This is a genomic window from Limosilactobacillus panis (genome assembly GCF_019797825.1).
In the GTDB taxonomy this organism is placed as follows: Bacteria; Bacillota; Bacilli; order Lactobacillales; family Lactobacillaceae; genus Limosilactobacillus; species Limosilactobacillus panis_A.
In genome coordinates this window covers 1,280,217-1,305,303 of the sequence record NZ_CP081855.1, presented here as the reverse complement: position 1 = coordinate 1,305,303, position 25,087 = coordinate 1,280,217, and the positions used below count along the sequence as shown (strand labels likewise).

24 protein-coding genes are annotated in these 25,087 nt (G+C 49.3%); 15 read left to right on the top strand and 9 right to left on the bottom strand.

Annotation, left to right across the window (positions count from 1 at the left end; translation table 11 throughout):
- Nucleotides 1-204 precede the first annotated feature (204 nt).
- Nucleotides 205-861 carry a beta/alpha barrel domain-containing protein gene (locus KZE55_RS06280; protein WP_222257840.1) on the top strand — a complete coding sequence of 219 codons (657 nt, stop codon included), beginning with the start codon at nucleotides 205-207 and terminating at the stop codon, nucleotides 859-861.
- Nucleotides 862-898: 37 nt separating this feature from the next.
- Here the strand turns inward: KZE55_RS06280 and KZE55_RS06275 are convergent, their stop codons facing one another.
- Both KZE55_RS06275 and KZE55_RS06270 read right to left on the bottom strand, forming a co-directional pair.
- On the bottom strand, nucleotides 899-2,116 hold the full coding sequence (locus KZE55_RS06275) for an MFS transporter (protein WP_222257839.1): 1,218 nt from the start codon (nucleotides 2,114-2,116) through the stop codon (nucleotides 899-901).
- A gap of 45 nt (nucleotides 2,117-2,161) precedes the next feature.
- Nucleotides 2,162-3,526 (bottom strand): MFS transporter, encoded by a 1,365-nt coding sequence (locus tag KZE55_RS06270; RefSeq protein ID WP_222257838.1) that lies wholly within the window; start codon nucleotides 3,524-3,526, stop codon nucleotides 2,162-2,164.
- 127 nt (nucleotides 3,527-3,653) lie between these two features.
- Here KZE55_RS06270 and KZE55_RS06265 point away from each other — a divergent pair, with 127 nt between their 5' ends.
- The 6 genes from KZE55_RS06265 to KZE55_RS06240 all read left to right on the top strand — a co-directional run bounded on the left by KZE55_RS06265 (nucleotide 3,654) and on the right by KZE55_RS06240 (nucleotide 10,582).
- Entirely contained in the window at nucleotides 3,654-4,508 is an 855-nt protein-coding gene (locus tag KZE55_RS06265) for a metallophosphoesterase family protein (protein ID WP_222257837.1), read from the top strand.
- Nucleotides 4,509-4,633: 125 nt separating this feature from the next.
- Nucleotides 4,634-4,903: a 30S ribosomal protein S14 gene (rpsN, locus tag KZE55_RS06260; RefSeq protein WP_047768563.1), complete on the top strand. Its 270-nt coding sequence runs from the start codon at nucleotides 4,634-4,636 to the stop codon at nucleotides 4,901-4,903.
- Between the two features lie 205 nt (nucleotides 4,904-5,108).
- Nucleotides 5,109-5,672: an alkyl hydroperoxide reductase subunit C gene (gene ahpC, locus KZE55_RS06255; RefSeq protein ID WP_047768565.1), complete on the top strand. Its 564-nt coding sequence runs from the start codon at nucleotides 5,109-5,111 to the stop codon at nucleotides 5,670-5,672.
- A gap of 21 nt (nucleotides 5,673-5,693) precedes the next feature.
- A complete protein-coding gene (locus KZE55_RS06250) occupies nucleotides 5,694-7,349 on the top strand; it encodes an FAD-dependent oxidoreductase (RefSeq protein WP_222257836.1) in 1,656 nt (551 codons plus the stop codon).
- Nucleotides 7,350-7,567: 218 nt separating this feature from the next.
- Nucleotides 7,568-9,121, top strand: a complete 1,554-nt coding sequence (locus KZE55_RS06245) for an accessory Sec system glycosyltransferase Asp1 (RefSeq protein WP_222257835.1) — start codon at nucleotides 7,568-7,570, stop codon at nucleotides 9,119-9,121.
- Nucleotides 9,122-10,582, top strand: coding sequence for a glycosyltransferase (locus KZE55_RS06240; RefSeq protein ID WP_222257834.1), 1,461 nt, complete (start codon nucleotides 9,122-9,124; stop codon nucleotides 10,580-10,582).
- 135 nt (nucleotides 10,583-10,717) lie between these two features.
- On the opposite strand, the gene KZE55_RS06235 is transcribed toward KZE55_RS06240, so the two are convergent.
- Nucleotides 10,718-12,124: a C69 family dipeptidase gene (locus KZE55_RS06235; RefSeq protein WP_222257833.1), complete on the bottom strand. Its 1,407-nt coding sequence runs from the start codon at nucleotides 12,122-12,124 to the stop codon at nucleotides 10,718-10,720.
- Between the two features lie 155 nt (nucleotides 12,125-12,279).
- Between KZE55_RS06235 and KZE55_RS06230 the strand changes: the two genes are divergently transcribed.
- The 5 genes from KZE55_RS06230 (at nucleotide 12,280) to ltrA (ending at nucleotide 18,334) form a co-directional block, all read left to right on the top strand.
- Complete coding sequence (locus tag KZE55_RS06230; RefSeq protein ID WP_222257832.1) at nucleotides 12,280-14,109, top strand: cation:proton antiporter family protein; 1,830 nt, start codon at nucleotides 12,280-12,282, stop codon at nucleotides 14,107-14,109.
- Between the two features lie 73 nt (nucleotides 14,110-14,182).
- Entirely contained in the window at nucleotides 14,183-14,371 is a 189-nt protein-coding gene (locus tag KZE55_RS06225; RefSeq protein WP_047768577.1) for a 2-hydroxymuconate tautomerase, read from the top strand.
- 62 nt (nucleotides 14,372-14,433) lie between these two features.
- On the top strand, nucleotides 14,434-15,939 hold the full coding sequence (glpK, locus tag KZE55_RS06220; protein ID WP_222257831.1) for a glycerol kinase GlpK: 1,506 nt from the start codon (nucleotides 14,434-14,436) through the stop codon (nucleotides 15,937-15,939).
- Nucleotides 15,940-15,959: 20 nt separating this feature from the next.
- Complete coding sequence (locus KZE55_RS06215) at nucleotides 15,960-16,472, top strand: hypothetical protein (RefSeq protein ID WP_222257830.1); 513 nt, start codon at nucleotides 15,960-15,962, stop codon at nucleotides 16,470-16,472.
- Between the two features lie 479 nt (nucleotides 16,473-16,951).
- On the top strand, nucleotides 16,952-18,334 hold the full coding sequence (ltrA, locus tag KZE55_RS06210) for a group II intron reverse transcriptase/maturase (protein ID WP_222257829.1): 1,383 nt from the start codon (nucleotides 16,952-16,954) through the stop codon (nucleotides 18,332-18,334).
- Nucleotides 18,335-18,462: 128 nt separating this feature from the next.
- Here the strand turns inward: ltrA and KZE55_RS06205 are convergent, their stop codons facing one another.
- The 4 genes from KZE55_RS06205 to KZE55_RS06190 all read right to left on the bottom strand — a co-directional run bounded on the left by KZE55_RS06205 (nucleotide 18,463) and on the right by KZE55_RS06190 (nucleotide 21,666).
- Complete coding sequence (locus KZE55_RS06205; RefSeq protein ID WP_222257828.1) at nucleotides 18,463-19,704, bottom strand: oxidoreductase; 1,242 nt, start codon at nucleotides 19,702-19,704, stop codon at nucleotides 18,463-18,465.
- A 111-nt stretch (nucleotides 19,705-19,815) separates the two neighbouring features.
- The gene (locus tag KZE55_RS06200) at nucleotides 19,816-20,793 is read right to left on the bottom strand and encodes a linear amide C-N hydrolase (RefSeq protein WP_222257827.1); all 978 of its coding nucleotides are present in this window, start codon (nucleotides 20,791-20,793) and stop codon (nucleotides 19,816-19,818) included.
- Between the two features lie 67 nt (nucleotides 20,794-20,860).
- On the bottom strand, nucleotides 20,861-21,106 hold the full coding sequence (locus tag KZE55_RS06195) for a hypothetical protein (protein WP_222257826.1): 246 nt from the start codon (nucleotides 21,104-21,106) through the stop codon (nucleotides 20,861-20,863).
- The gene (locus tag KZE55_RS06190; protein ID WP_047768587.1) at nucleotides 21,103-21,666 is read right to left on the bottom strand and encodes a sigma-70 family RNA polymerase sigma factor; all 564 of its coding nucleotides are present in this window, start codon (nucleotides 21,664-21,666) and stop codon (nucleotides 21,103-21,105) included. Before KZE55_RS06190 ends, KZE55_RS06195 begins: the two co-directional genes overlap by 4 nt.
- Before the next feature lie 216 nt (nucleotides 21,667-21,882).
- On the opposite strand from KZE55_RS06190, the gene KZE55_RS06185 reads away from it, so the two are divergent.
- The 3 genes from KZE55_RS06185 to KZE55_RS06175 are packed head-to-tail and all read left to right on the top strand — an operon-like array spanning nucleotide 21,883 to nucleotide 23,403.
- Entirely contained in the window at nucleotides 21,883-22,605 is a 723-nt protein-coding gene (locus KZE55_RS06185; protein WP_222257825.1) for a hypothetical protein, read from the top strand.
- Between the two features lie 57 nt (nucleotides 22,606-22,662).
- Nucleotides 22,663-23,091, top strand: coding sequence for a winged helix-turn-helix transcriptional regulator (locus KZE55_RS06180; RefSeq protein WP_235803731.1), 429 nt, complete (start codon nucleotides 22,663-22,665; stop codon nucleotides 23,089-23,091).
- Nucleotides 23,092-23,139: 48 nt separating this feature from the next.
- Nucleotides 23,140-23,403 (top strand): hypothetical protein, encoded by a 264-nt coding sequence (locus KZE55_RS06175; RefSeq protein WP_047768592.1) that lies wholly within the window; start codon nucleotides 23,140-23,142, stop codon nucleotides 23,401-23,403.
- A 62-nt stretch (nucleotides 23,404-23,465) separates the two neighbouring features.
- On the opposite strand, the gene KZE55_RS06170 is transcribed toward KZE55_RS06175, so the two are convergent.
- Complete coding sequence (locus tag KZE55_RS06170) at nucleotides 23,466-24,323, bottom strand: transporter substrate-binding domain-containing protein (protein ID WP_047767333.1); 858 nt, start codon at nucleotides 24,321-24,323, stop codon at nucleotides 23,466-23,468.
- A 21-nt stretch (nucleotides 24,324-24,344) separates the two neighbouring features.
- On the bottom strand, nucleotides 24,345-25,085 hold the full coding sequence (locus tag KZE55_RS06165) for an amino acid ABC transporter ATP-binding protein (RefSeq protein ID WP_047767332.1): 741 nt from the start codon (nucleotides 25,083-25,085) through the stop codon (nucleotides 24,345-24,347).
- Nucleotides 25,086-25,087: the final 2 nt, after the last annotated feature.

Genomic DNA, 25,087 nt, shown 5'->3' with positions numbered 1-25,087 from the left:
CTTTGTTCAGTGATCAGGTTATTATAATGATTTTACTGGACGTTGAATTATTGATATTTGGAGCACTAATTAGGATTCGATAAGCTCAATTGGTATGCTGGCTAAAGTTAATGAAAAGTCTTGACTATTTAAGCAAAATGGTGCATTATATAACCTGGATTTAGCAATTGGTCTAGTTAATATAATGCTGAAAGGAAGATATTTGTGACCACGCTAGCTTCAATTGGTATATTTATTGACCAGGTGGCGCCAAACGAACTCTCTTGGCGTGCTCAGCAAAACCTTAACAATGGGTTTAGGTTGAGCGTAGCGGGGGAGGAGGCACTTTCCCGCTTAAGGCGGTCAGAAAGTATTAATGTTAGTAACCGGGTAATTATCCCCACGGATGCCCAGACAATCGCGGGCGTTTGTCGACAGGCAGAGCAGCTGACTCTTCTCGGTGATAATGTCTGGGTTCAGGTGCCAGTGATGATTGGCGGGCAATTCTGTGGTCCTTTAATTCGTCACCTGTTGGCCGCGGGCGTCCCGCTGCTTGTGATTGGCATTGCCAGTAAGCGGCAATGTTACCACCTTTTGCAAGAGATCGCAGGATTTTCAACACCATGTCTGTTAGAATTAAGCCCTGCGATGGCCCGTTATGATACAATTGTCAGCGTTGCCTTAGCGCACCATTTTTCTCAAGTCCAGGTAATTGGTTGCGCAATGACTCCGGCAATGGTATGGGCACTGCAACATCTTCATTTTGATGGGGCAGTGATGACGCCTTTAGTCTATGCTCAGCTAACTTGCCTAAATCAACCATCAATTGGTCAGGCCTGCAGTGTTAAGACGCACAAGACCTATCAATTGGCTATTAACTAAAAAAAGAAGCCGAAGATTCGGCTTCTTTTTTGTTAGATTATGATTCTCGCCGCTTTTGCATGACGAACATGACAACAATGAAGTTGACTAGAAGTGTTAGTCCGGTAACGGCAAAAACCATCGGGTAGTCAAACAGTCCAGAAATTACCGAACCAATTATAGACCCAAGAACAGCACCGGCTGCCTGGAAGGACTGGTTGAGACTGAAAATCCGTCCAAAGGCTTCAGTCGGTATATCTAAAGTTAGGACCGTTTGGATGGCCGGGGTCAAAGCGGCATTGGCCAGGCCCAGGAGGAACCGCCAGAAGGCCAGTGACCATGGAGAATGGGTGAAGGTCATCGGGATAAATAGGACAAAGGCAACCGCCAGTCCGGTTCGCAAAACAACCTTAGGACCAATCTTATCCATCGTATGGCCGACCTTTGAAGCAGAGACCAGTGTCCCCAGTCCCGGGGTCGCAGCCACGATTCCCGCAACTAGGGTCACGTTTCCTTGGTTATGCATCAGAGACTTAACGTACAGACTGATGATTGGCGTAATGGACATTGATGATGAAATGACTACCATCGTCGTGAAAAACATTGTGATGATGGTTGCTGGGTTGTCCAGTTCCTGAAAGATCTGGCCAAGGGGCTTCATCTTCCCTTTCTTGATTGGGGTAAAATGTTCCGTCGTTAAAAAGGTCGTCCCCAAGAAGTTGAGGAACATCAAGATACCGGTGATAAAGAACGGGATTCGGTAACCAAACGCTCCCGAAAGAACACCCCCGAGGAGGGGCCCCACCAGGTTGCCAGCTACCCCTGCCGTGGTCATCGCCGTCATTACCCAGCCAGAGTGGGACCGCGGGGTTTCACCGGCCATCAGTGCGGTTGCGTTATTGATGTACCCGGAAAAGGCCCCCTGGAGGAAACGGAGGGCAATGATCATCCAGACATTTTGTGCCAGGCCAATACAGAAAATTGTACAGGCCATCACCCCGGCCGCCCGCATACACATTAATTTCCGCCCTTTCCGGTCCGCCAAGTTGCCCCACAGAGGTGAGACAATTGCCTGGCTGACGAAGGTGGCCCCAAATGCTAGCCCGGAGAAGATGTTCAACTGAAAGTGACTGAAGTTACCAAGTTCGTTGATAAACAACGAAATAAAGGGCATGGTCATTGAGTAGCCAGCCCCGGTAATGAAGGCTCCTAGCCAGAGAGTGTAAAAGGTGCGGTGCCGGCCCTGGGGGTACTGGTCATCACTACTTGTTCCCATTTTTCATCTCCTTTTGAAGTTAACAATTAGTTATTGTAACAGGAATTAGCGCCGTTTACTAATTTTTAGATAGTGAGCAAAGGTAAACATCATTAAGACAACCAGGAGGACGGTGATCCACATTGAGAGACGGATCCCGTCGATTAGGTTAGTCGGAATCCCCGCGATGACAACCAGCATCGTTACTGAAACGGCTCCGGAAACCTGACGAAGCGTGTTATTAAGGGCAGTCCCGTGGCTATTCTCTAATTGAGAAAGACCAGAGAACGCTTCTGATAAGGCCGGACTAAAGACAAAGGCGTTGCCAATCATCCGGACAGTGTAGGCCAGCGTTAAGACCAGGATTGACGAATGCGAAGAAATGGTAACGAAGGGATAAGAGGCAACGAGCATCAAGACCCCACCAGTGATGATCAACCACTTGGGACCATATTCGTCGTAGAGGCGGCCGATAAAGGAGGCCGCTACCCCATTACAAATGGCGCCCGGGAGGAGGATTAAACCGGACTTGAAACTCCCCATCCCCAGAACATTTTCACTGAAGATCGGTATTAGCTGTTCAGTTCCGAGAAGGATCATGAAGGCGAAGATCCCGACAAAGGTCATCAAGCGAAAGGACGGGTACCTGAAGATCTGCACCTTTAGCATTGGGTTTGCCAAATGGAGCTGGCGCTTGACGAAAAAGGCAATAATGACCAGTCCGCAGGCCAGCATTGCCCAGCCAATCCAAACGTTGATTTCAAAAACCGTTAGACTACCGAGGGCCAGGGCTGAACCAACGAGGGAAATGAGGACAGATATGTAGTCAATCTTAATATCCCTGGTTGCCGAGAAGTTTTGAAGCTTAAAATAACCAATAATGAAGATGACGACCATAAATGGTAAGACAGCAATGAAAAGCCAACGCCAGGAGAGAACTTGTAATAAGAACCCTGAGAGGGTCGGGCCAATTGCTGGGGCAGTTGAGATAACCAGGCTAGAAAGGCCAAGAATTGCCCCGCGCTGCTTAATGGGGTAGATGGAGATCATCGTTGTCATTTGAAACGACATCAGCATCCCACTAGCGGCGGCTTGCATTAACCGGGCTAATAATAAAGAATAGAAATTGGTGGCCAGGCAACCGATGGTGGTACCAACGATAAATGCACCGATTGTCCATAAGAAGACCTGGCGATTAGTAAATTTTTCGTACATATTAGAAGACAGCGGGGTAACGATCCCAATGATAAGGGTATAGCCAGTCGTTAGCCACTGCACAGCATTTAAGGAAACGTGTAACTCATGTTCAATTACCGGCAGTGCCGTAATCATCATTGTCTGGCTGGCTAGGCTGACAAAGGCTGATAAGAGGAGGATGGCGGTGATTAAGCGGCGGGTTTTAGTTGAGATAGTTGGACTAGACGATGACAAGGTATCCTTCCTTTCAAAACGATAATTCACTCAACCAGTTTAGCACCTTTACGACGAAAATCGCTAATGAAAATCGGGGTAAAAAGGTAATATACTATTAATAGGAATAAAAAGGAGGAATCACGGTTTGAAAACAAGAATTGCCGTTTTTTCGGATGTCCACGGTAACCTAAGTGCCTTGCAGGCGATGTATCAAGATAGCTTAAAACAGGGTGTTGACCAGTATTGGTTTATTGGTGACCTCTTGATGCCGGGCCCTAGTGTTACCCGGGTGTGGAAGCTCTTTGAAAAGATGAACCCAGCGGTTGTTGTCCGGGGAAATTGGGATGACTTGGTGGTCCGTGGTGCCCGGGGATTGATGGACCTGGACAAACCTTCCCACGTCTATTTTGCCCGCCTCGCTCAATATGTGGCGCGGCACGCGTCTGACCAGGTGATTGACAGTATTGCCAACTGGCCAATGCACGTTACCAAGCAAGTGGGGCCACTGAATTTTGGTATTTCTCATAACTTGCCCAATTTAAACATGGGCCAGGCCCTCTTCCCGACCCAGTCAACCAGTAATTTTGACAAGCTTTTCCAGGTCAAAACTGACCAGCCAGTCGACGTGGCAATTTATGCCCATGTTCACCACGAGTTGCTCCGTTACTCAAATGATGAACGAATTATCCTCAATCCGGGGGCGGTCGGGGAACCCTTTAACCACTGGCAGCCTTTACAAAGGGACCTGCGCGCCCACTATTTGATTCTAGAGATTGACGACCGGGGGATGGCCGAGACAAGTTTCCGTCATGTTGCCTATGACCGGACGGTCGAAAGTGACCGGGCAAAAACGGATGCCATCCCGTATGCCGAGTTATACCAGTTGATGATGAAGACTGGCTTAGCTTACACTCATGACCAGGACCTGCTCGCCCGTTACAATAAAAAATATAATTACGCGGATGAATATCGCCAATTTGCCCAGGAAAAGTTGAAGTAAGCCCTTTTAGTTGCTTTTGGTCAATAAATGTCAGATAATCGGTAATGAATGAATTCGCAGATGTTTAATGTTAGTTGTTTGTTGCATAAAGTAATTTCTAAATAAAAGGAGCGAAAGCAACTTATATGGCAAAAAAGTCAAAAATTGCTAAATTACACCACCAAGAAGCGTTAGTTAAGAAGTATGCAGCTAAGCGGAAGGCGTTGAAGGCCAAGGGTGACTACATTGCCTTATCCAAGCTGCCACGCAATTCAAGTGCGGTGCGGCTGCACAATCGTGACCGGTATGATGGTCGACCACATGCATACATGCGTAAGTTTGGCATGTCCCGGATTAATTTCCGGAACCTTGCCCATAAGGGACAGATTCCGGGTGTCCGTAAGGCTAGCTGGTAGAAAAAGGAGAACTACCGTTAGCCATACCTGGGCGGTAGTTCCTCAATTAAAGTTAGTTAAAGCAGGCGGGTGTTAATGGAACACCACGCCTGCTTTTTGTCTATAATTTTTTAGAATAATTCTAAAAAGGCCTTGATTAATTCCACAAGTTGGTTATACTTATAAGTGTAGTTAAGAATGATTCTAATTTAAGGAGAGGATATCTATGAATTTTGTTGGACACGAAATTGAAGACTTCAAGGTAAATGCATACCAAGACGGTGAAACAAAGGAAGTTACTAAGAAGGATGTTCTTGGCAAGTGGGCCATCTTCTTCTTCTACCCAGCTGACTTCTCATTTGTTTGCCCAACCGAATTGGAGGCTTTGCAAGACAAGTACGAAGACTTCAAGAAGGCTAACGCTGAGATCTACTCCGTTTCTGAAGATACTGAATTTGTCCACAAAGCATGGGCGGAAGCATCTGACAAGATTGGTAAGATCAAGTACCACATGCTTGCCGACCCTGCTGGTAAGTTAGCCCGGATGTTTGATGTCTTAGACGAAGATGCTGGCCAAGCTTACCGTGGTGTATTCATCGTGGACCCAGATGGCAAGATCCAATCCTACACGATCAACAATATGGGTATTGGCCGGAGCGCTGACGAAATTCTGCGGACCCTGCAAGCTGCTCAATTCGTTCGTGAACACGGTGACCGGGTATGCCCAGCTAACTGGAAGCCAGGTCAAGACTCCATCAAGCCAAGCTTAGACCTTGTTGGTAAGCTTTAATCCGAAAATGGGTGATTAGTTATGGCAGATGAACACTTATACGACCTGATCATCGTTGGGGCCGGGCCAGCAGGATTGTCTGCCGGACTGTACGCCGGTCGGGCGACCCTAGATACCTTGGTCCTTGAGGGCGATACCGTCGGCGGCCAGGTCACTACAACCTCCGTGGTTTACAACTACCCCGCCGTGGAAAAAGTCGACGGGACCCAGCTAATGAACCAGATGCAAAAGCAGGTGGCTGATTTTGGTGTCACCATCGAACACGACCAGGTTGAAAAGTACCAGCTGAAAGACGAAGTTAAGGTCCTGGTTGGTAATAGTGGCAAAAAGTACCACGCCCGCAGCGTGATTATCGCCACCGGTGCTAAGCCGCGCAAAGTGGGCTTTCCCGGTGAAGATGAATTCCGGGGACGCGGTGTTGCATACTGCTCGACCTGTGACGGTGAATTGTTCACCGGCCTGCAGATTTTCGTTGTCGGTGGCGGTTACGCCGCTGCTGAAGAAGCCGACTACCTGAGCCGGTTTGGTAAGCACGTTACCGTCCTTGTTCGCAGCGACCACTTCAAGTGCCCACCATTGATGGCGGCCCGGGCTTTGAACAACCCAAAGGTCTCGGTGGAATACAATACCGAGATCAAGGAAGTCAAGGGTGATGACTACGTAACGGAAGCCACCCTGGTCAACAACAAGACGGGTCGGGAGACAACCTACCACGTTGACGAAGGCGACAATACCTTTGGCATCTTTATCTACGTCGGGACCCAGCCAGCCACCAAGAACCTGCAAGGCATCGTTGACTTGGACGACCGCGGTTACATCAAGGCCAATGCCAATGGTGAAACCAACGTTGCCGGGGTTTATGCTGCTGGGGATGTTATTGTGAAGAATCTCCGCCAGATTATCACGGCGGCTTCTGATGGGGCCGTAGCAGCAACGGCGGCGGAGCAATACGTCACCACCCAAAAGCAAAAGCAGGGGATTCCAATCCATGCTGACGTGGCCAAGAAGGCCGCTAAGACAGTTGGTCAAACCACCAACCTGGAAGAGCAGGAAAAGGTAACGCCGCACGAAGGCAACTGGCTGAGTGCTGATATCGACAGTCAACTGAAGCCAATCTTTGACCGCCTGACCAAGGATGTCACCCTGGAAGTCAACACCAATGACAGTGATTTGAGCCAGCAGCTGGTCAGCTTTGCGACCGAGTTTGCCGGCCTCAACGACCACTTCACGGTAACGACAAAGAAGGGTAGCGGTGAATGCCTGCCACTGTTGAAGCTCCTGGACGCAGATGGTAACGACACCGGCTTGCACTATGTCGGGATTCCAACCGGTCACGAACTGAACTCCCTGGTTCTTGGGGTCTACAACGTGGCTGGTCCGGGCCAGACGATTGCACCCGAAATGGTGGATCGGATCAAGAAACTACCTGCTGCTAACATCAGAATTGGGGTTTCTTTGACCTGCCACTTCTGCCCAGACGTGGTCGCGGCTTGTCAACGGATGGCTTCGCTGAATCCAAACATTACCGCGACAATGATTGACCTCCAACACTTCCCGGAACTGCGGAAGAATAAGAAGATCATGAGTGTGCCAGCAACAATGATTGATGACTCACCGGTGATCTTTGGTAGCCAATCACTTGAACAGTTAGTTGCGGCTGTGGAAAAGTATCAATAGGTAAAATTAAAGCGAAAAGTTGCGAGATTGTAGCTCTTTGCTGAATATGAAGGCTTCATGCATGCGGATTCTTCCGGGTGCGTGAAGCTTTTTGTTTAAAACGTATATTTGCTGATAAACTGATTTCGATTCTTTCACCAGCCCCTTATCTGTTTTGACCGTAATTATATTTTGAAGATAAATGCTACGCAACTTTTTAAATAGTGGGGAAATAAATAATGCTTTACTTTATTAACTTTGGAATGCCAGATTATAAGTCCGGAATTGAGCATGCCGAACTCAAGCGTCTGCGTTTGTTTGAACAGCACGATTACCCGTGCAAGATCATTATTCATGACTGGAGTCGGGACCTTCACGCCACTGCGGCCCGGGCGGGGGTCGATGACCAGCACTTGCTCTCTATGTTTGACTACTTTCAAAAGACGGTTAGTGTCCCCCAACAACGGGTAACGGTCACGGATATTGATCTTGGTATCAGTAATCCACAACTGGTTAAGGATGGGCCCAACCACCGCTACCTCGTGTCGCGTCCGGACGGCCGGCTTTTGGCGCGGGTCAATTACGATGAGGAAAATAATGAGCAGGTAACCTCGGTTGAATTGTTTGATGGCTATGGCAACCTTTACCGGGTCGATATTTACGATTCCCGGGGTTTCCGGACCCTTTTGCAGTGGTATTCACCTGATAATAAAATTGACAACGAGGAATGGGTCACCCCGGATGGTCAAGTGGTGATGCGTGCCTTTCATAAGTTCAATGCTCAGGGTAAATTGGTCACCACTGGCTGGTGGCTACAAGACCACAAGCAGCTTGTCCACCAGTTTGCAACGCTGGACCAATTATTTGCCTACTTCTTGAATGTGGTTAATGAAAAGGGGCAAAACACCTTTATACTGGACCGCTCTTTACTTGCCGATGATGCCCTAATTCACCTTGACCGTCCAGCATATACGGTTATGCACCTTCATAATTCTCAAGCGGGCAATGCTCAAGACCCCCTCCATTCGGTTCTTAATGATAATTACGAATACGCCCTCGTCAACATCAATAAGTATTCGGCTTATATCTGTGCGACTGCTCGCCAAACAAAGGATGTCATTACCCGCTTTCACCCGACCTGTGACATGTACACGATTCCGGTGGGGATTGTCCCAGAAAGTCAGTTAAAAGCCCCCCGTGTTCCAGAAAGCCAAAGAATCTTTGGCAAGATTATTGCGGTTGCCCGGATTGCCCGTGAAAAGAACCTGGGGGCGTTGATCAAGGCAGTTAAGATTGCCCACGACCGGGTGCCAGAAGTGACCCTTGACCTGTACGGCTATCCTGATTCAGCCAATAATTATGGGGAAAAGCACAAGCTGACTAAGCTTATTCACGAACTGAACTTGACAGATGTAGTGACCTTTAAAGGTTACACCAGTAATGTGGAAGCCGTTGAAGACCGGGCCCAGATATTTGGCCTGACCTCGGTTATGGAAGGATTTAATCTCTCCATCATGGAAGCCATCTCCCATGGTGTGGTTGGTGTGACCTATGACGTTAATTACGGCCCCAATGATATCATTCAAGATGGCCAAAATGGGTACGTGGTTGACTATGGTGATTACCAGGCTTTAGGAGCCCGGCTGATCACCCTTTTCAAGGACCCCGCCTTAATGCAAAAGATTAGTGATGGTGCGTACGATTCTGCCCGTCGTTATTCGCCAGATAATGTTTGGCAGGGGTGGAAAAAACTGATTGATACCGCTAAAGAACGGTTGAAAGGGGTAGAGTAGATGATTTATCTGATTGGCGAAAATGTATTTAGCCTGAATTCGGGGACCGAGTTTTCCCAGTTTCAACGATTGCATGCCTTAAAGAGGGCCGGACATGAGGTAAAGATTGTCACCCGGAACTATAACCGTTTTCTTAGTCAGAACTTAAAGCAGCACGGCCTTGACCAACAAGATTCAATCAATATGTATAATTTCTTCCAGAAGGCCCTGAACCAGCCGCGAAAAAAGCAAGGTCTTCGCTACCTCGAGAGCATTCCCCTTCAGGACTACCATGTTGTGGGAATTGATAATAACCGGTCAGAAGTCCACTACCAGGGAAAAACAATTGCCAACATTCACGTGATGCCCGCAACAGTCGGCCTGGTTGGGGATGTTGAATACCTCGATGACCTGGGCCATCCTGCCGTCCGTGAGTACTGGGACTGGCGGGGATTCAAATCAATGGTTGAATCTTATCATCCAGACGGGACAATTGGGAGCCAGCGTTTTCTTGATCCGCACGGGCAGGTCGTTTTAGAGATTACCCACATGAATATTGACGGCCAGGTCCGGCCGTCAATGTGGAAGCTCCTTAATTACGGGGGACATAACCGTATTTTTGATTCCGAGTCGGCAATTTTTACCTTCTTTCTAAACGAGTTAAATCGTCAACGGCAAGGAACCTTTATCAGTGACCGGCGAAGCTTAGATGCCAATGTCTTAGCGGTTGATCAACCCGTTCAGACGATTGCGGTAATCCATAGTCAAGCCAAAAATAAGCAGGGAATTTATGCCGATTACCAGTTGGCGTTAAACGGAAATACAACCACTCACTTTGACAAGGTGGCCCTACCTACTAAGCAGGAGGAACGGGCCCTTCGCCGGTTCGTTACTTACCCTAACTGCTTGCATCATGTAATGGACTGCTATTACAAAGTGACAACTAAGGACCGTCAATTAAGTGCCAAACCAACGCTGGTCTACCGCGGCATGCTAACGGAAGTGAAGCGGATTTTGGACCTCATCTCCGCCTTTCAACTTATTCACCAGCAGTTACCAAATGCCCGTTTTGTCATGCAGGGCTACTTTACCGCTGGTTATCAATCGTCGGTTGAAAATTTGATTAAGCAGTCGGGCCTTAACGATAGCGTCGATTTACTGAATTACAAGGTGCAGCCAACCATCTATGACCATGCCGACCTCTTCATTAACGCCAGTGAGAATGAGGGGCTGGGGATGAACATGGTGGAAAGTATGAGCCACGGCGTCCCAGTGATCAGCTATGACGTTCCTTACGTAAATACTTTATTGCCAAATAATAATTTGGTCGCAAACGGGGACCCAGCAGCCCTCGCAAAGCGGGTAGTAGCCACTTTAAGTGATTCACAAGGGTACGCGGCTTTATCGAAAAAGGCCTACCAGATTGCAGGCCAGTATAACGAAACCGACTTTGTAAGGCAATGGGAAGAACTATTGGGTTGAAAAATATTAGCACCCGGAATTAACCTCTAAACGGGCGAGTTCGAAGCACTTATTTCCTGTAACGACTTTCTAACATTCGAAAAAAAGGGGCTGGTGAGAAAATTATTTCTCCCGGCCCCCTTGTAATTAAAATTATCAAAGGTTTTCATCTGTATTGAAGTTTAACGGCGAATAATCGGTCATCTTGGTGATCAGTTCCAGGACCAGCTTCTTGTAGGCATTCATGGTGTCGACCGCAAAGTTGTTGCTCTGCTGGGTCAGGTAGGCCGGCCGTTTGTCGGCCGCCAGTTTAGCAACAACGGCGTCCGTTTCCTGGATCATCTTAATGGCGGCACTCTTGCGCTCCTTTTGGACATCCCCTAAGAGGGGCAAGAAGTCATGGAGGTGGCTGTCAACGAGGACGCTGGCGTGCTTGAAAATCCAGTAGGCCGAGTTAAGTTGGGCGGGAAGCTTGCCCCGCTTGTAAGGCGCCGGAACATCGGTAATGCCGTTGAAGAAGGGCACGTAGGTACTTTGTGCCGCCACGCCCATTGCCAGCCAGTGGATATTAGCTCCCGGCTGCCGGTTCATCTGGAGAACGTGGGACTCTTGGGTCTTGGCCAGGCTGATTGGCCGGTACTTGTGGGCATCCGGGCCCTTACCTAGTGGGTCATAAGGGGTGCCTTCAAAGTGGTTGGCCAGGTACTGCTGGGCATCGAAGACTGACAGCTTCTTTTCCGGCTTCATGATGAAGGGGAGGTCGGTATCCTCAGGGTGCTCGTCCTTAGCAGCGTTAGGGCTGAACATCTGGTGACCAACCCAGACCCGGGGTTCACTGTAAATGGCGTCTGACCGGTCGGCGGTGCCGAAGATCTGCCGGAAGTTGAAGCCTTCCTTGGCCGGGTTGAGGTGGTTGGCGGCCACGAAGTCCTGGATTCCGGGGTGGAACATGAAATTATCCAAGTCATTAAAGTCAATTTCCTGGATGGCCAGCTGATTAGCGACCACCGCGTAGGAATCATCCGGGATCCGCTGGGCCACCCAGTAGTGCCCACTGCCACTCTCAAAGTACCAGGCTTCATCGTTATCGGCGAAGAGGACCCCGTTGGTTTCACCGGTCCCATATTTGGCAATCAAGTCCCCGAGCCGTTGGACACCTTCACGGGCAGTCTTAACAAAGGGGAGGACGACGGTGATCATGGCCTCCTCGTTCAGCCCATCCGGTACTAAGGGGTCGTAGCCCAAGACCAGTGGGTTGGCGTAGGCACTTTCGGTCGCACTCATTGCCACGTCGTATTCGTTAATGCCGTCTTCTTCAAACAGGCCTTCCTTGTCCGTCCATTCCGGGGTGGCCGTGTAGCGAGCGCTGTTTGTGGGCAGCTCCAGTTCAAACTTCGAGTCCTTGGAGATGAAGCGTTTGCCAAGGGCCCCGTGCTGGTGGACGACCATGTGTTTGGGCCAGGCGGCTTTGGCGTCTTCGTTTCGCCCAATCATGATTGTGCCGTCGATACTTGCGTTTTTACCAATTAAGATGCTTGTGCAGGCACTTAACTTATTTGTCATGGAATTTAGGAACTCCTTTTTTGTGATTATTAACGTTTATCAATTGTACATTGAAAATCACCGGAAGTCGACTGGGATGCTAGCAAAATAATTGTTTTCATTTAAAGGCGCCGATAATATAATAGTGAAGATAAAAGGTAAGGGAGCAAGACACTATGGAGCAAATCTCTGTATTAATCGTAATGGTAGCGGCGCTGATCATTCCAATCGTGATGGCCCGCTTCAAAGTTTCAAACGTGCCCACCGCGGTTGCGGAAATCGTAATGGGAATCATTCTCGGTAAAAGTGTGCTTAACATTGTATCCCCAAACGCAATCCTAAATATGATGTCGACCTTTGGGGTGATCATGTTGATGTTTCTTTCGGGAATGGAAATCAACTTTGACCTTTTCAAACGTCAGCCGGGGAAAAAGCGCGATAGCAAGTCACCGGTTAGTCTGGCGAGCCAGTCCTTTCTTGTAGTAATTATTACTGCAGTAATCTTGGGTTCAATTCTGCACTTCATCGGCCTCTTTTCGGACGTCTTCTTGGCCACCATCCTCTTCTCGACGGTGGCCCTCGGGGTGGTCATCGCTACCCTGAAGGAAAAGGAGATCCTTGGCCGGCCAGCAGGGCAGACTATCCTGTTGACGGCAGTGCTGGGGGAAGTTGTTCCGATGCTTTCCCTTACCATTTACGCTTCCATTAATGGTGGCAACGCTGGCCGGTTATGGCTGATTCTCCTCCTGTTTTTGGCCGCTATCGTCCTCTTACATCGGTTTAAGCAGCCCTATATCTGGTTCAACCGAATCTCTAAATCGACAACGCAACTCGATATTCGGTTGGCCTTCTCGCTAATTTTTATTCTGGTGACGATTGCGGAGACTGTGGGGGCCGAGAACATCCTAGGAGCTTTCTTGGCCGGGATGGTCATGAAACTATTGGAACCGACGGAGGCAACAAAGGATAAGCTGACCTCGATTGGCTATGGCTTCTTGATTCCGTTCTTCTTTATCATGACCGGGGTGCGCCTCGACTTACGGACCTTGGTTACTCACCCGCAAGCTTTAGCACTGATCCCGGTTTTGATTGCTTGCTTTATCATTGCTAAGTTACCAATCATGTTTATTTATAAGCGGCGCTTTTCACCCCGCAATTCCTTTGCCGGCAGCTTCCTGGTGGTAACCACAATTACCCTGGTCCTGCCTTCGTTAACAGTTGCTCGCAACCTCCACGCCATCACTAGTACCCAATCGGATGCCTTCATTTTGGCGGCCGTGGTGGTTTGCTTGATTGCACCCGTAATTTTCAACTCACTTTACAAGCTAGAAAAAGCCGACCTAATTAAGCAGCGGGTTGTCTTTGTCGGCACCAATACCTTTAGTGTGCCGGTTGCCCAGCAGCTTTCAAGGAATTGGTACGAAGTTCGGATGCTGACGGATAGTGCAGAAAACTATAAGACCTATAATAGCGAGGTTAGTGCCTTGACCTACCTGCCAGAACTAACTGAGGAAGCATTACAAAAGGGCCACTTCTTTGATACCGACGTGATGGTCCTGGCTTTCCCAAGTGACAAGAAGAATGCCCGACTGGCAGTGATGGCCAAGAAGGCCGGCGTAAGCCGGGTAATTGCTGGACAAAATGCGCCGGGACGAAACCGTGAAAAGGTTAGTGCCTTGGCCGATATCGGGGTGGAAATCTATAACACCTTTAACGTCCAGATTAGTGTCCTCCGTTCCCTGATTGAGACGCCATCGATTCTGGAAATGTTAACGGATACTGATGCTGGCCTATATGAAGCTGTGGTTCGCAACCAGCGGTTTTTTGGACGTGAGTTACACACCCTGCCGTTCATTGACCAGATTACGGTTAGCCGGATCTACCGCAACCACCAGGCAATCTCGCCCCATGGTGATACGGTCTTAGAAGAGGGCGATCACATGATCTATACTGGCGAAAGAGCAGCTGCTGAAGAAGCCCGTAGGCAGTTGCGACGGCGGAATTAATCGCTTTCAGGGATGTCTTTATTACTATATTTATGGTAAGATGAAGAAAGATTAATCGAGGAGGGTATTACTCATGCCATTGGTTCATATTGACCTGATTGAAGGCCGGAGCGAAGAACAACTCAAGGGCCTTGTTAAAGATGTTACCGCAGCGATTTCAAAGAACGCCAATGTTCCAGCAGACCGGGTGCACATTGTCTTAAATGAAATGCGTAAGGACCGTTACAGCGTTGGCGGGACGATGGTAAGTGACAAAAAATAACTAATTAAAAGCCACCCGGGGTAATGCCTAGGGGGCTTTTTTGCTGGAAAGGATGAACAACTTTGAATGAGCAACAGTATATAATGGCGATTGACGAAGGAACCACAAGTGCCCGGGCAATTATCTTTGACCACGCCGGTAAGAAGATTGGCATGAGCCAAAAAGAATTTCCCCAGTACTTTCCACAGCCTGGCTGGGTCGAACATGACGCAATGGAGATTTGGGATAGTGTCCAGGCGGTTATCTCCGACGTTATGATTAAGACCCAGATTAAGCCTTATAAGATTGCCGCAATTGGGATTACCAACCAGCGTGAGACCACCGTTATCTGGGATAGAAAGACTGGGAAACCTATTTACCATGCGGTTGTCTGGCAATCAAAGCAAACCAGTGCGATTGCGGAGCAACTGATCAAGGACGGGTATAAGGATATGATCCATGCGAAGACCGGCTTGGTAATCGACTCCTACTTTGCTGCTACCAAGATCAAGTGGATCTTAGACCGGGTTCCGGGAGCCCGGAAGCGGGCTGCCAAGGGTGAGTTGATGTTTGGGACCATTGACACTTGGCTCTTGTGGAACCTGAGTGGACGCCGGGTCCACGCTACCGATGTGACGAACGCCAGCCGGACGATGCTCTTCAACATTCACAAGCTGGAGTGGGACCAGGATATTTTGGACCTGCTGGATATTCCACGAGCCATCCTGCCGGAAGTCAAACCTAGTTCGGCTATCTTCGGTTACACTGGTGACTACCACTTCTATGGGGTCCAAATTCCAATTGCCGGAATCGCCGGTGACCAGCAGGCCGCCCTCTTTGGCCAGGCCGCCTATGAAAAGGGGTCAGTCAAAAACACTTACGGGACTGGGGCCTTTATCGTAATGAATACGGGGCTTGAGCCGACCCTCTCGGATAATGGCTTATTAACCACGATTGCCTATGGAGTCAACGGCAAGACTTATTATGCCCTAGAAGGAAGTATCTTTGTTGCCGGGTCCGCTGTTCAGTGGCTACGTGATGGCTTGCAGCTGTTTAAACATGCTAGTGAGTCCGAACAGATGGCCTTAGATGCCCAAACGACCGGTGGCGTTTACGTGGTCCCATCCTTCACCGGACTCGGCGCCCCATACTGGGACCAGGAAGTCCGGGGGGCCATCTTTGGCCTAACTAGGGGGACGAACCGTAAACACCTGGTCCGGGCAACATTAGAGTCAATTGCCCTCCAGACGCGGGACGTGGTTGATACGATGGTCAAGGACACCAAGCTCCCGTTAACTGCCCTGACGGTTAACGGTGGGGCATCCCGAAACAACTTCATGATGCAGTTTCAGGCAGATATCTTGCAGACACCAATCAAGAGGGCGGCCATGGAAGAGACGACTGCCCTGGGTGCCGCCTTTTTGGCAGGCCTGGCGGTTGACTTTTGGGCTGACCAGGATGAATTGCGCCAGCTTTCTAAGATTGGGGATAAATTTGATCCGCAGATGACTGTAGAACAGGCTGATAAAATATATGCTGGCTGGCAGCAAGCCATTAAGGCCGCACAGTTTTTCAGTCACGGTAAATAAATTAATAATAGGTGAATTTAATGGAACAAAAACAACCTAACCAGATGATTGCGGCACTCTGGACGTTTGTAAAAGAAAATCGGGAGGACCAGTTTGGTCCCCACGAGTCGTTATATGTCGAGATCTTAAAACAGTGGGAAAACCTGAATAGGTATTCCATGGCCTGGGCGGATCCTAAAAGTCAAAGGCTTGCCAAAGACTACTGGCGGGGGATGAACTCATGGTTTAAAAAGTTCATTCGCCAGCAGGATAAGGTCTTAGAACCACAGGCTTTTAATAACCGTGAACTATTCAACCTGTTTGACCAGACGGCTAAGCAAATGGCAATGGATATCCTGTTGATGTTGCCAGATGGTCAGACCAAGCAGCCGGTGGTTAAGATCAATGACTTTGCCTTCCGTCTGCGGACTGAACTCCTGGAATTTAACCAGTTGAACCGGGACGGTTTGACCCCTGCAGACTTTGAGCTCCTGCTGGAATACTGGCACGAGCTTTATCAGCTGGTCGGGCTGCAAGATGAAGAAGTGAATTAAAAAGCTGGAGGAAATTTTCCTCCAGCTTTTTGTTGTAGTGCGCCCGGCATGGGTATTAGCTAGGTGGTGAAAGTCCACTATGGGCCGTAGTAGTCGGAACCATGAGCCGAGGACAAGGGTGTCCGCTGTGAGGTGGAATCTGAAGGAAGTCTAAGGCAAAGTGCTGCACCGATGAACAAGAAGTAGCTATAAGGCTGAGAGTAACTGGATAAGGTTGCTAGACAAACTAAAGTCCAATACTACTCGAAGTTGCTTTCAGTAAAGCTAACGGTGACATGGTACGAAAGTTAATATTCTTACCCGGGGAGATCTGACCTACACGTTTCCGACAAGAGGAATGAATGAAATTCCACAGAAGCAAGCATAGCAGTGATGTTGTGTTGAGTAAGCCAGAAGTCAGCCGAGGTCATAGTAGTCTAATTAATTAGATGAAGGACCGAACGATAATAACTTATAACTTATATCGGAGGTGTAATCAGGTGCGACAATCGCAGAAAACAGAACCACAAGCTGACCGCTTGTCGAGGATAGGTTTGGAAAACCAAAAGTACACAAGGGCGCGTAGTACCGATTATGGTGAAGGTAAAGGTATGAGTGTCACTATCCAAGACCAAGTCTTGGACCGCAATAACCTGAACCAGGCTTATTTGCGAGTTAAGAGAAATAAAGGAGCAGCGGGCATTGATGATATGACTGTCGATGGCCTCCTGCAATATCTTAGAGAAAATAAAACGGAGTTAATCACCAACCTACGTGAAGGCAATTATAAGCCAGTACCGGTTAAACGAGTGGAAATTCCCAAGCCCAACGGTGGAGTGAGAAAACTAGGGATACCAACGGTAGTGGACCGCATGGTCCAACAAGCAGTTGCCCAAGTGCTCACGCCAATCTTTGAGCGTATTTTCTCGGATAATAGTTTTGGCTTTCGCCCTCATCGTGGAGCCCAAGACGCAATCGCAAAGGTAGTTAAACTATATAATCAGGGATATCGAAGAGTAGTCGACTTAGACCTGAAGGCCTATTTCGATAACGTCAACCATGATTTGATGATTAAGTACCTCCAACAATATATTAATGACCCGTGGACGCTAAGACTTATCCGCAAGTTTTTGACTAGCGGGGTCTTAGATCATGGGCTTTTCGCTAGGAGTGACAAAGGAACGCCGCAAGGTGGACCATTATCACCATTACTGGCGAATATTTACCTAAATGAGTTGGATAAAGAGTTGACCAGACGTGGCCATCACTTTGTACGCTATGCGGATGATTGTAATATTTATGTTAAAAGTCAACGGGCGGGAGAACGAGTAATGCGCAGTATTACCCATTTTTTCGAAAAGCAATTGAAGGTTAAAGTTAATCCAGATAAAACTAAAGTTGGTAGTCCCCTAAGATTGAAGTTTCTTGGCTTTTCACTAGGTGTAGACCGTAACGGTGCCTATGCCCGACCGGCCAAGCAATCACAAAAGCGAGTTAAGCAAGCACTAAAGCTGTTAACAAAGCGCAATCGGGGAGTATCCATTGAGCAAATGTTTGAGGAAATTCATCGCAAAATGCGGGGTTGGCTTCAATATTACTCAATTGGGAAACTGACTGGCTTTATTCAACGACTTGACCAGTGGTTAAGGGCGCGAATAAGGCAATATATCTGGAAGCAATGGAAGAAATTCAAAACTAAGATTACTAACTTACAAAGGCTCGGATTGTCTTATCGTGATGCATATGTCTTCGCTAGTACCCGTAAGGGCTACTGGCGAACCGCACACAGTAAGACTTTGAGTTATTCTCTAACAAATAGAAAACTGGAGCACCTTGGACTAATAAATATGTCCAAGACGCTCCAGTCAATTCAAAGTGATTAAGTTGTCGAACCGCCGTATACGGAACCGTACGTACGGTGGTGTGAGAGGTCGGTAATTGAACTAATCAATTACCTCCTACTCGATTTCGATATTAGTGAATGTGGCTAAGATGATGCTTGCCTTCTGCCTTACTTCATCTGGTCGTTTTGTGGATACTTCATTTCGGTCCAGGCACCGAAGCCTTCGTGAAGGGTCTTGAGGTCGTCAGACCGGTTAATTGGAATGCCCAGTTGCGGGGCTGAGAAGGTATCAATCAGCCCTTGGGTCAGGTGGCTTGCCTTGGCCTGGGCAGCGGTTAGTGTGGTGATAACCTCATCAGCATGGCCGTTTAAGACCTTGTCGGCAAACAGGGGGTCAATCAGGTTTTCCCGTCCGACGGCAACCAGGTCCGCGAGGGCAAGGGCCTTTTCGGCATCTTCCTTGCTGGTGATGCTACCGACAATGATTTCCTTAGCACCGTTCAGGTATGGCTTGAAGAGGGTTGCATATGGCTTAGCCGAGTCGTCGAACTTCTGGTCGGCTTGTTCTCGGTCCATCAGGAGGGCGTCCCCTGGCTTGGAGTCATACTTCAGCATTGATAGGTGGATATAATCCAAGTTGAATTCCTTAGTCAGGTGATCAATCAGCTGGGTAGCCTCTTGCCAGGTGTAGCCAATATTCTTGCCGTGAATTTCTTCGGGAGAGATTCGGTAACCGACGATGAAGTCCTTCGGAGCATACTTCTTGACAATATCCGTTACTGACTTAACGACTGCCACCGGGAAGTTCATCCGCTTCTCCAGGCTGCCGCCCCAGTGGTCCGTCCGCCGGTTAGAATACTGGGAGAAGAACTGCTGGATCAGGTAGTGGTTGGCACCGTGGATTTCGACACCGTCAAAGCCAGCTTCAATTGCCCGCTTGGCGGCAGCACCGAAGTCGGCGATGACCTGCTTAACCTGCTCATCGGTGAATTCGTGGACCTTGTACGGCAGGAACGGGAAGTCGATGGCGCTCGGTGCGTAAACCGGCTTATCCTGCATTGCCCGGTAGTTGGCTTCCCGGCCGGTGTGGGCAATTTGGAGGATCGCCTTGTTGCCGGAATGCTTGATTGCTTTAGCGAGCTTCTTCAGCTGGGGGATGAACTTATCGTCATAGACGGCCAGTTGTTCCCGGCCCCGCTTCCAGGTCATGGCGGGACCACCGTTTTCGCTGACGTAGTGGTATTCGGTGATGATCATTCCACCCGCCTTAGACCGGGCATTGTAGTAGTCAAGAGTGTCCTGGGTGGCGTAACCATCTTCACCGCTGTTGGTGAGCATTGGTGACATGACGAAGCGGTTGGCCACCGTTGCCCCGTTTGGAAAGGTAAGCGCATCATTCAAATTAGCCATAGCAAAAGCCTCCTAAAAAGCTTCAATATTTACTTACAATTAAATAGTAACTTAAAAACGCTACCGATGCAAACAAAAAGGTCGCTAACGAATTGTTAGTGGCCTTAAATTCTATTTAACCTCCCGCACCGCTAATCGATCAGGGACGTGGTAGATCTTGGGATGGGTCCATTCCAACATGTCGTCGGTCAGTTGGAGCTTGGTGGTGTCGCCCCGGTGGTAGGACTGGAAATAGTATTCCCGCCCCTCAGAGACCGTCACGGACCGGTAAACCGAGTAGGTCGGCTGGTGGCGGCTATTCTGGGGGACAGTCACGCTATCCAGCAGGTGAAATTCACTGGTGATCCCACTAGTCTTATCCTCGGGCACATCGGAACGCTCACGTAAATACGCCGCCCGAATGAAGCGGGCACTTGGTGAATAGTACCCCGGTGGGTTTGCCTTTCCTGAGAGGCGTCCGGTGGTCACCCGTGGCGTGTTTAAAGGGACTTTTCCGGCCTGGAAGGCGGGTGTAAAGTCAACGTATTTTTCCATCTGCTTGAGCTGGCGGTCATAGTCGGGACTATTGGTTACCACGCCCAACGGGTTCTCAATGATTCGCATCGGTTGGCTGGTTGGTTCCACGACCACGATTCGCCCAGTCCGGTCAGCCACGGCAAAGTGCATCTCCGACTTCCCAAACTTAATGTCGTTATGGACGTCGCTCATCAGATCGATTTCCCCGATGTGGTCCGCTAGGTCGGCCACCGACTTGAAGTTGCCCAGAATATAGAAGGCAAACTCGTACGCTGCCAGCTGCACCCGGGAGTCATCCGGCTGGTCAACCAGGGTGGCCCCGTTGTCAAAGGTCAGCTTCTGGGCCATCAAGCCGTACTCGTTGACCCCATCGGAAACGTCGACGTGGTGGGCAGAGAGGCTGCCGCCACCGACTAGGGCATACTTGTTCTGGTACACCCGCTGGTTATAGACCGACTGCCAGCGGAAGTTCCGGGGAACAAAGAGCGGGGAAACGGCCAGCACTGGCCAATCCATCGTTCGCGCCAGGAGGTGGGTCCGGTCGTCAGTTACTTGGTAAATGCTTGTACACATGGTTACCCCTCACTTTCATCTTAGGATTATTGTAAGGGAAAGCGTGCGATTACCAAAGCAATCTGCTTCAACTATGGCGCTTTAGCCAGGATTGCAAAAAAACACTGAGCTTCTCCACATCTCCCTTCTGCAGGGCAAAGGTGTCATCATGGCTTTCGTTGTTAAAGCCGGGGTTGCTAACGAGCAGGTCGAGTTGGTCCGCTGCGGGATCAGTGGACAGACTGAGCTCGTTTGCGCAGCCGTCGTCCCGGTCCTCACCCCAGTAGTAACAGTGGAACCAATCCTGGTCCCCATTAACTTGGTGTTTACTCATTTTCTCACCTCAAATTCATTCCCATTGTAGCTGAGCCGGCGGGCCTTTGCAATCAAGCCCGTCTTCCACTGGTGAACGGCGCTGGGGCTGACTTTATAATGGTCGGCAATCTCCTTATCGCTCCACTGTCGATTGAGTTTGGCATTTAGGTAGCGCCGCTGGTTAAAAGAGCAGTGGGCCGCCAGGGTAGTGAAGTAGTCGGCATTGATGAGGTGCTGCTCCTCACAAGCGGGCCGGGGGTCGACGACGAGCTCAACCGGGTCCTGGTCCGCATCGCTGAGGGCCACCTGCTGGGTGTGCTGGTTAGATTGCTGGAGAATATCGAGTAGGCGCCAGTAGATTCGCTGGTAGGCGTAGGCCATGAAACGGTCATCCAACTGCGGGCAGCCGGGGTAGGCAGCAAAGGCCTCACCAAAGGCTAAGCAGCCCTCCTGGAAGAGGTCATCGTAACAGGTGCTGTAGTAGGAAACATGCAGACGCTTCAAGGCACCGTACACAACGGTGATTCGCTTATCGCTAACCAAGAAATTCAGTCCGCTAGTAATTTTTTCACAATTCATTATTTACATCATTCCTGAGGATAAATTCTCAGGGGCCCTTGAGTACCATCATTTTATCTGGAAAGAGGGTGGGTAAACGAACGATAAAACAGACGTTTAGACCGGGAAAAAGGTGTTGACGGGGATAAAGACAATTGATATCTTAATATTTGTGGAAACGGTTTCATGCTTTCGGGAGAATTCCGTTATTTTTAAATTTGACTTGGGGGAATTTACGTGAATAAAATACGGGTTTTTGATTTTAGTGACCCAGCTTCATTAACAGTTGACGTGACAACGGAGTGCTTTCAGCCCCGTTTCGACAATACGTTGGCGATGACCGCCTACCAGAAGCAGACCTTGATTCTAACGACGGAGGGGCAGGTAGTGGCCCTCAAGCAGCCGCTGCGGGAGTGTTTGAAGAGTTTCTGCATCCAAAACGGGATTTACCAGTATGAGATGGACGCCTACTATGCTCGGGTTAAGTGCCGGACGCAGGGGCTCATCGCGGGTCATAACCGGCTCGTGCCCAGCCAGGGGACCAGCAACGCCCGGGTGGTTTACTACATGGCCCACTTTCTTGGTAACTACTGTTACTCGACCGAGCGCGACCGCCTGCTGGTATCATTTGAAGATTTTCACCTGCAGATATATATCGATGCCAGTCTGAAGTCCTTCAAGCGAATTGTCAATGCGGCGGACCGGGTGAGCGTCCTCCAGTTGCAGAATATTCAAAATAAGATTGCCCTCTACGGGATGTGGCGGACGGAAAGCAACCTAATTCGGGCCAGTGATACTTACTGCAGCCGGCAGGATGGCCTCCGCTTGAATCAAGATGTCCGCTTCCAGATGCTGCTCAATGCTGCCCGGGCCTCCTTTATCAATACCTTTGGCGAGGAGCCGGACGCCGACTTTCGGCACCAGCTGGAGCGGAGCGTTAACCGGCGCTTCCGTGGCTAATATACTAAAATTAAACATTTGTCTTTTAATCAAGTATAATAGGGGGTAGATAAGGAAATGGATTTTGGGAATGGAAGTGGAAAGATGACTGAAGGGAAGACTGAAAGTGGTTTGGCCTACACTCTTAATATCATGGCCAATCAATGGCAGCCAACGATGATCTATTGGTTAGGCTTTCGGCCATTGAAGAAGAAGGAACTGTTGATGCTACTCCCTAAGTTAAGTAACGATCAGCTGTCGGCAGAGTTACACACTCTGCAAAACCTCCGGATTGTAAATCCAGTCAAGAATGACGAGGACCAGTATTCACTAACGGATGACGGCGACCAGTTACGACAGTTGATTGTTTCGTCGAGTTTGTGGGGACTTCAGCAGCAAGACGATAATGAGGACCTAATTTCGGCAAACGTTGTTGAACCGGAGAATACAGCCAGTTTAAGGGACCTGGTTAAGTACAATGATACCGTGGAGAAGTACCTTGGTTAGTCCTTAACCGCAAAAGGACCTATAATAACCATTAAAGGAGGCCTGTTCATGAACAAGGTATTTATGACTGGTTATTATCAGGGAGTCGTGGAAGTGGCACCGGCTTCACTATCAGCAGCGAAGGTCGAGGAGCTTGCTGTAGCAATGACGGTTCAGCACCTGCGCCATGCGGGGGTAGCCATCACGACTATCCATGATTTCCTGGTCGACGATATTGGGGCAGACCAGCGGGTCGTCAACCGCTTCATCAATTTGACGGCGGACGAGCTGGAAAGCGCCCAGGCAAAGATTTTGGCGATTGCGTTTAATTAAACTGTTTAAACTAAAAAGAGGCTGGAAATTTTCCAGCCTCTTTTATTAGATTTGAGTATTAATTACTTACCCTGCTTTAGAACAATGTCGGATGGTTTAACTTCACTACCGAAGTATGGCTTCAGTTGGTGGTTGTAGTCCTGGGTGAAGAAGCCTTCCTTGTTCAGCTTAGTGATTTCCTTGTTACTCCAGTTGAGGAGGGAAGTGTTGCCCTTCTTAACTGCCGGGGCGATGTATTGGTGAGGGCCCACGCTCTTGATCCCAACGGTGTACTTTGGATTCTTCTTGACCCAAGCGTAAAGGTAGGAGTTATCGTCGGCCAGGGCCGCACCCCGGTTGTTCTTGAGGGCGTTAAACTGTTGTGTCTTGGAGTCGAACTTCAGGAGTTGGACGCCCCGCTGCTTCGTGGTGAAGTAGTTTTCGGCCGTAGTCCCCTTGGTAACGATGACCTTCTTGCCCTTCAGTTGGCTGATCTTGGTGATCTTCTTGTTCTTTGGTGATACGACCCCAACAGAAACCTTCATGTATGGCTTAACAAATGAAACGGCCTGCTTCCGTTCTGGCGTAACCGTGAAGTTAGCCAGGACGATGTCAGCCTTGTTTGAGTTTAGAGTGTCCACCCGGTTGTTGGCGTTAACCTGGACGAACTTTGGCTTAACGCCCAGGTCCTTGGCCATCCGGCGGGCTAATTCAACGTCATAGCCGACCCGCTTGCCATCCTTGTTGACCCAGCCGTATGGTGGCAGGTCCCCAAAGACAGCGACCCGGAGTTGGCCCCGCTTCTTGATTGCGCTCACTGTACTGGCGTTATCAGCGGCGTGAACGTGGGTTGGCTTAACAGCATTAGCGCCCACAAAGAGGGCTGCGGCGCCGGCGAGCACGGCACCAGCGGCAATGATTTTCTTCCAATTAAACTTCATAATTATCAATCTCCTTTTTAATTAGAAATCCATACTATTCAAGAACTCGGCTGCCCGGTCCGTCTGGGGGTGGTCAAAGAATTGCTTTCCCGGTGTCTCTTCTAAGATCTTGCCCTTTTCAAGGAAGAGAACCTTGTCAGCAATCTTAGCAGCAAAGTTCATTTCGTGAGTGACAATAATCATGGTCATGTGGTCCTGGTCTGATAGCTCCTTAATGATCTTGAGGACGCCGCGGACCATCTCTGGGTCGAGCGAAGCGGTAACCTCATCGAAGAGCATCAGTTCCGGGTGCATGGCCAGGGCGCGGACAATCGCAATCCGCTGTTTCTGGCCTCCTGAAAGCTGGCGGGGGTATGAATCCGCGTGTTTTCGCAGTTCCACCCGGTCTAACAAGGCCAGGGCTTCCTTACGCACTTCCTCCTTATCGCGACCCTGAACCTTGGTGGGGGCCAGGAGGATATTATCCATCACGGTCAGGTTGGGGAAGAGGTCGTAGCTCTGAAAGACCATGCCAATCTTTTGACGGAGGGCCTGCCATTCTTTAGGATTAGGGTCAACCTTTTTCCCTTGGAAGTAGATCGTACCCTTGCGGTAAGACTCCAGGCCATTGAGGGTCCTGATCAGGGTACTTTTACCAGAACCTGAAGGCCCCAGTAGGGTGACCACTTCACCCTTATTGATTGAAAAGTTAATGTCGTGGAGGGCTTGCCAGTCCCCATAGTATTTATCAAGGTGTTCAACTTTTAATATTTCTTCTGCCATCG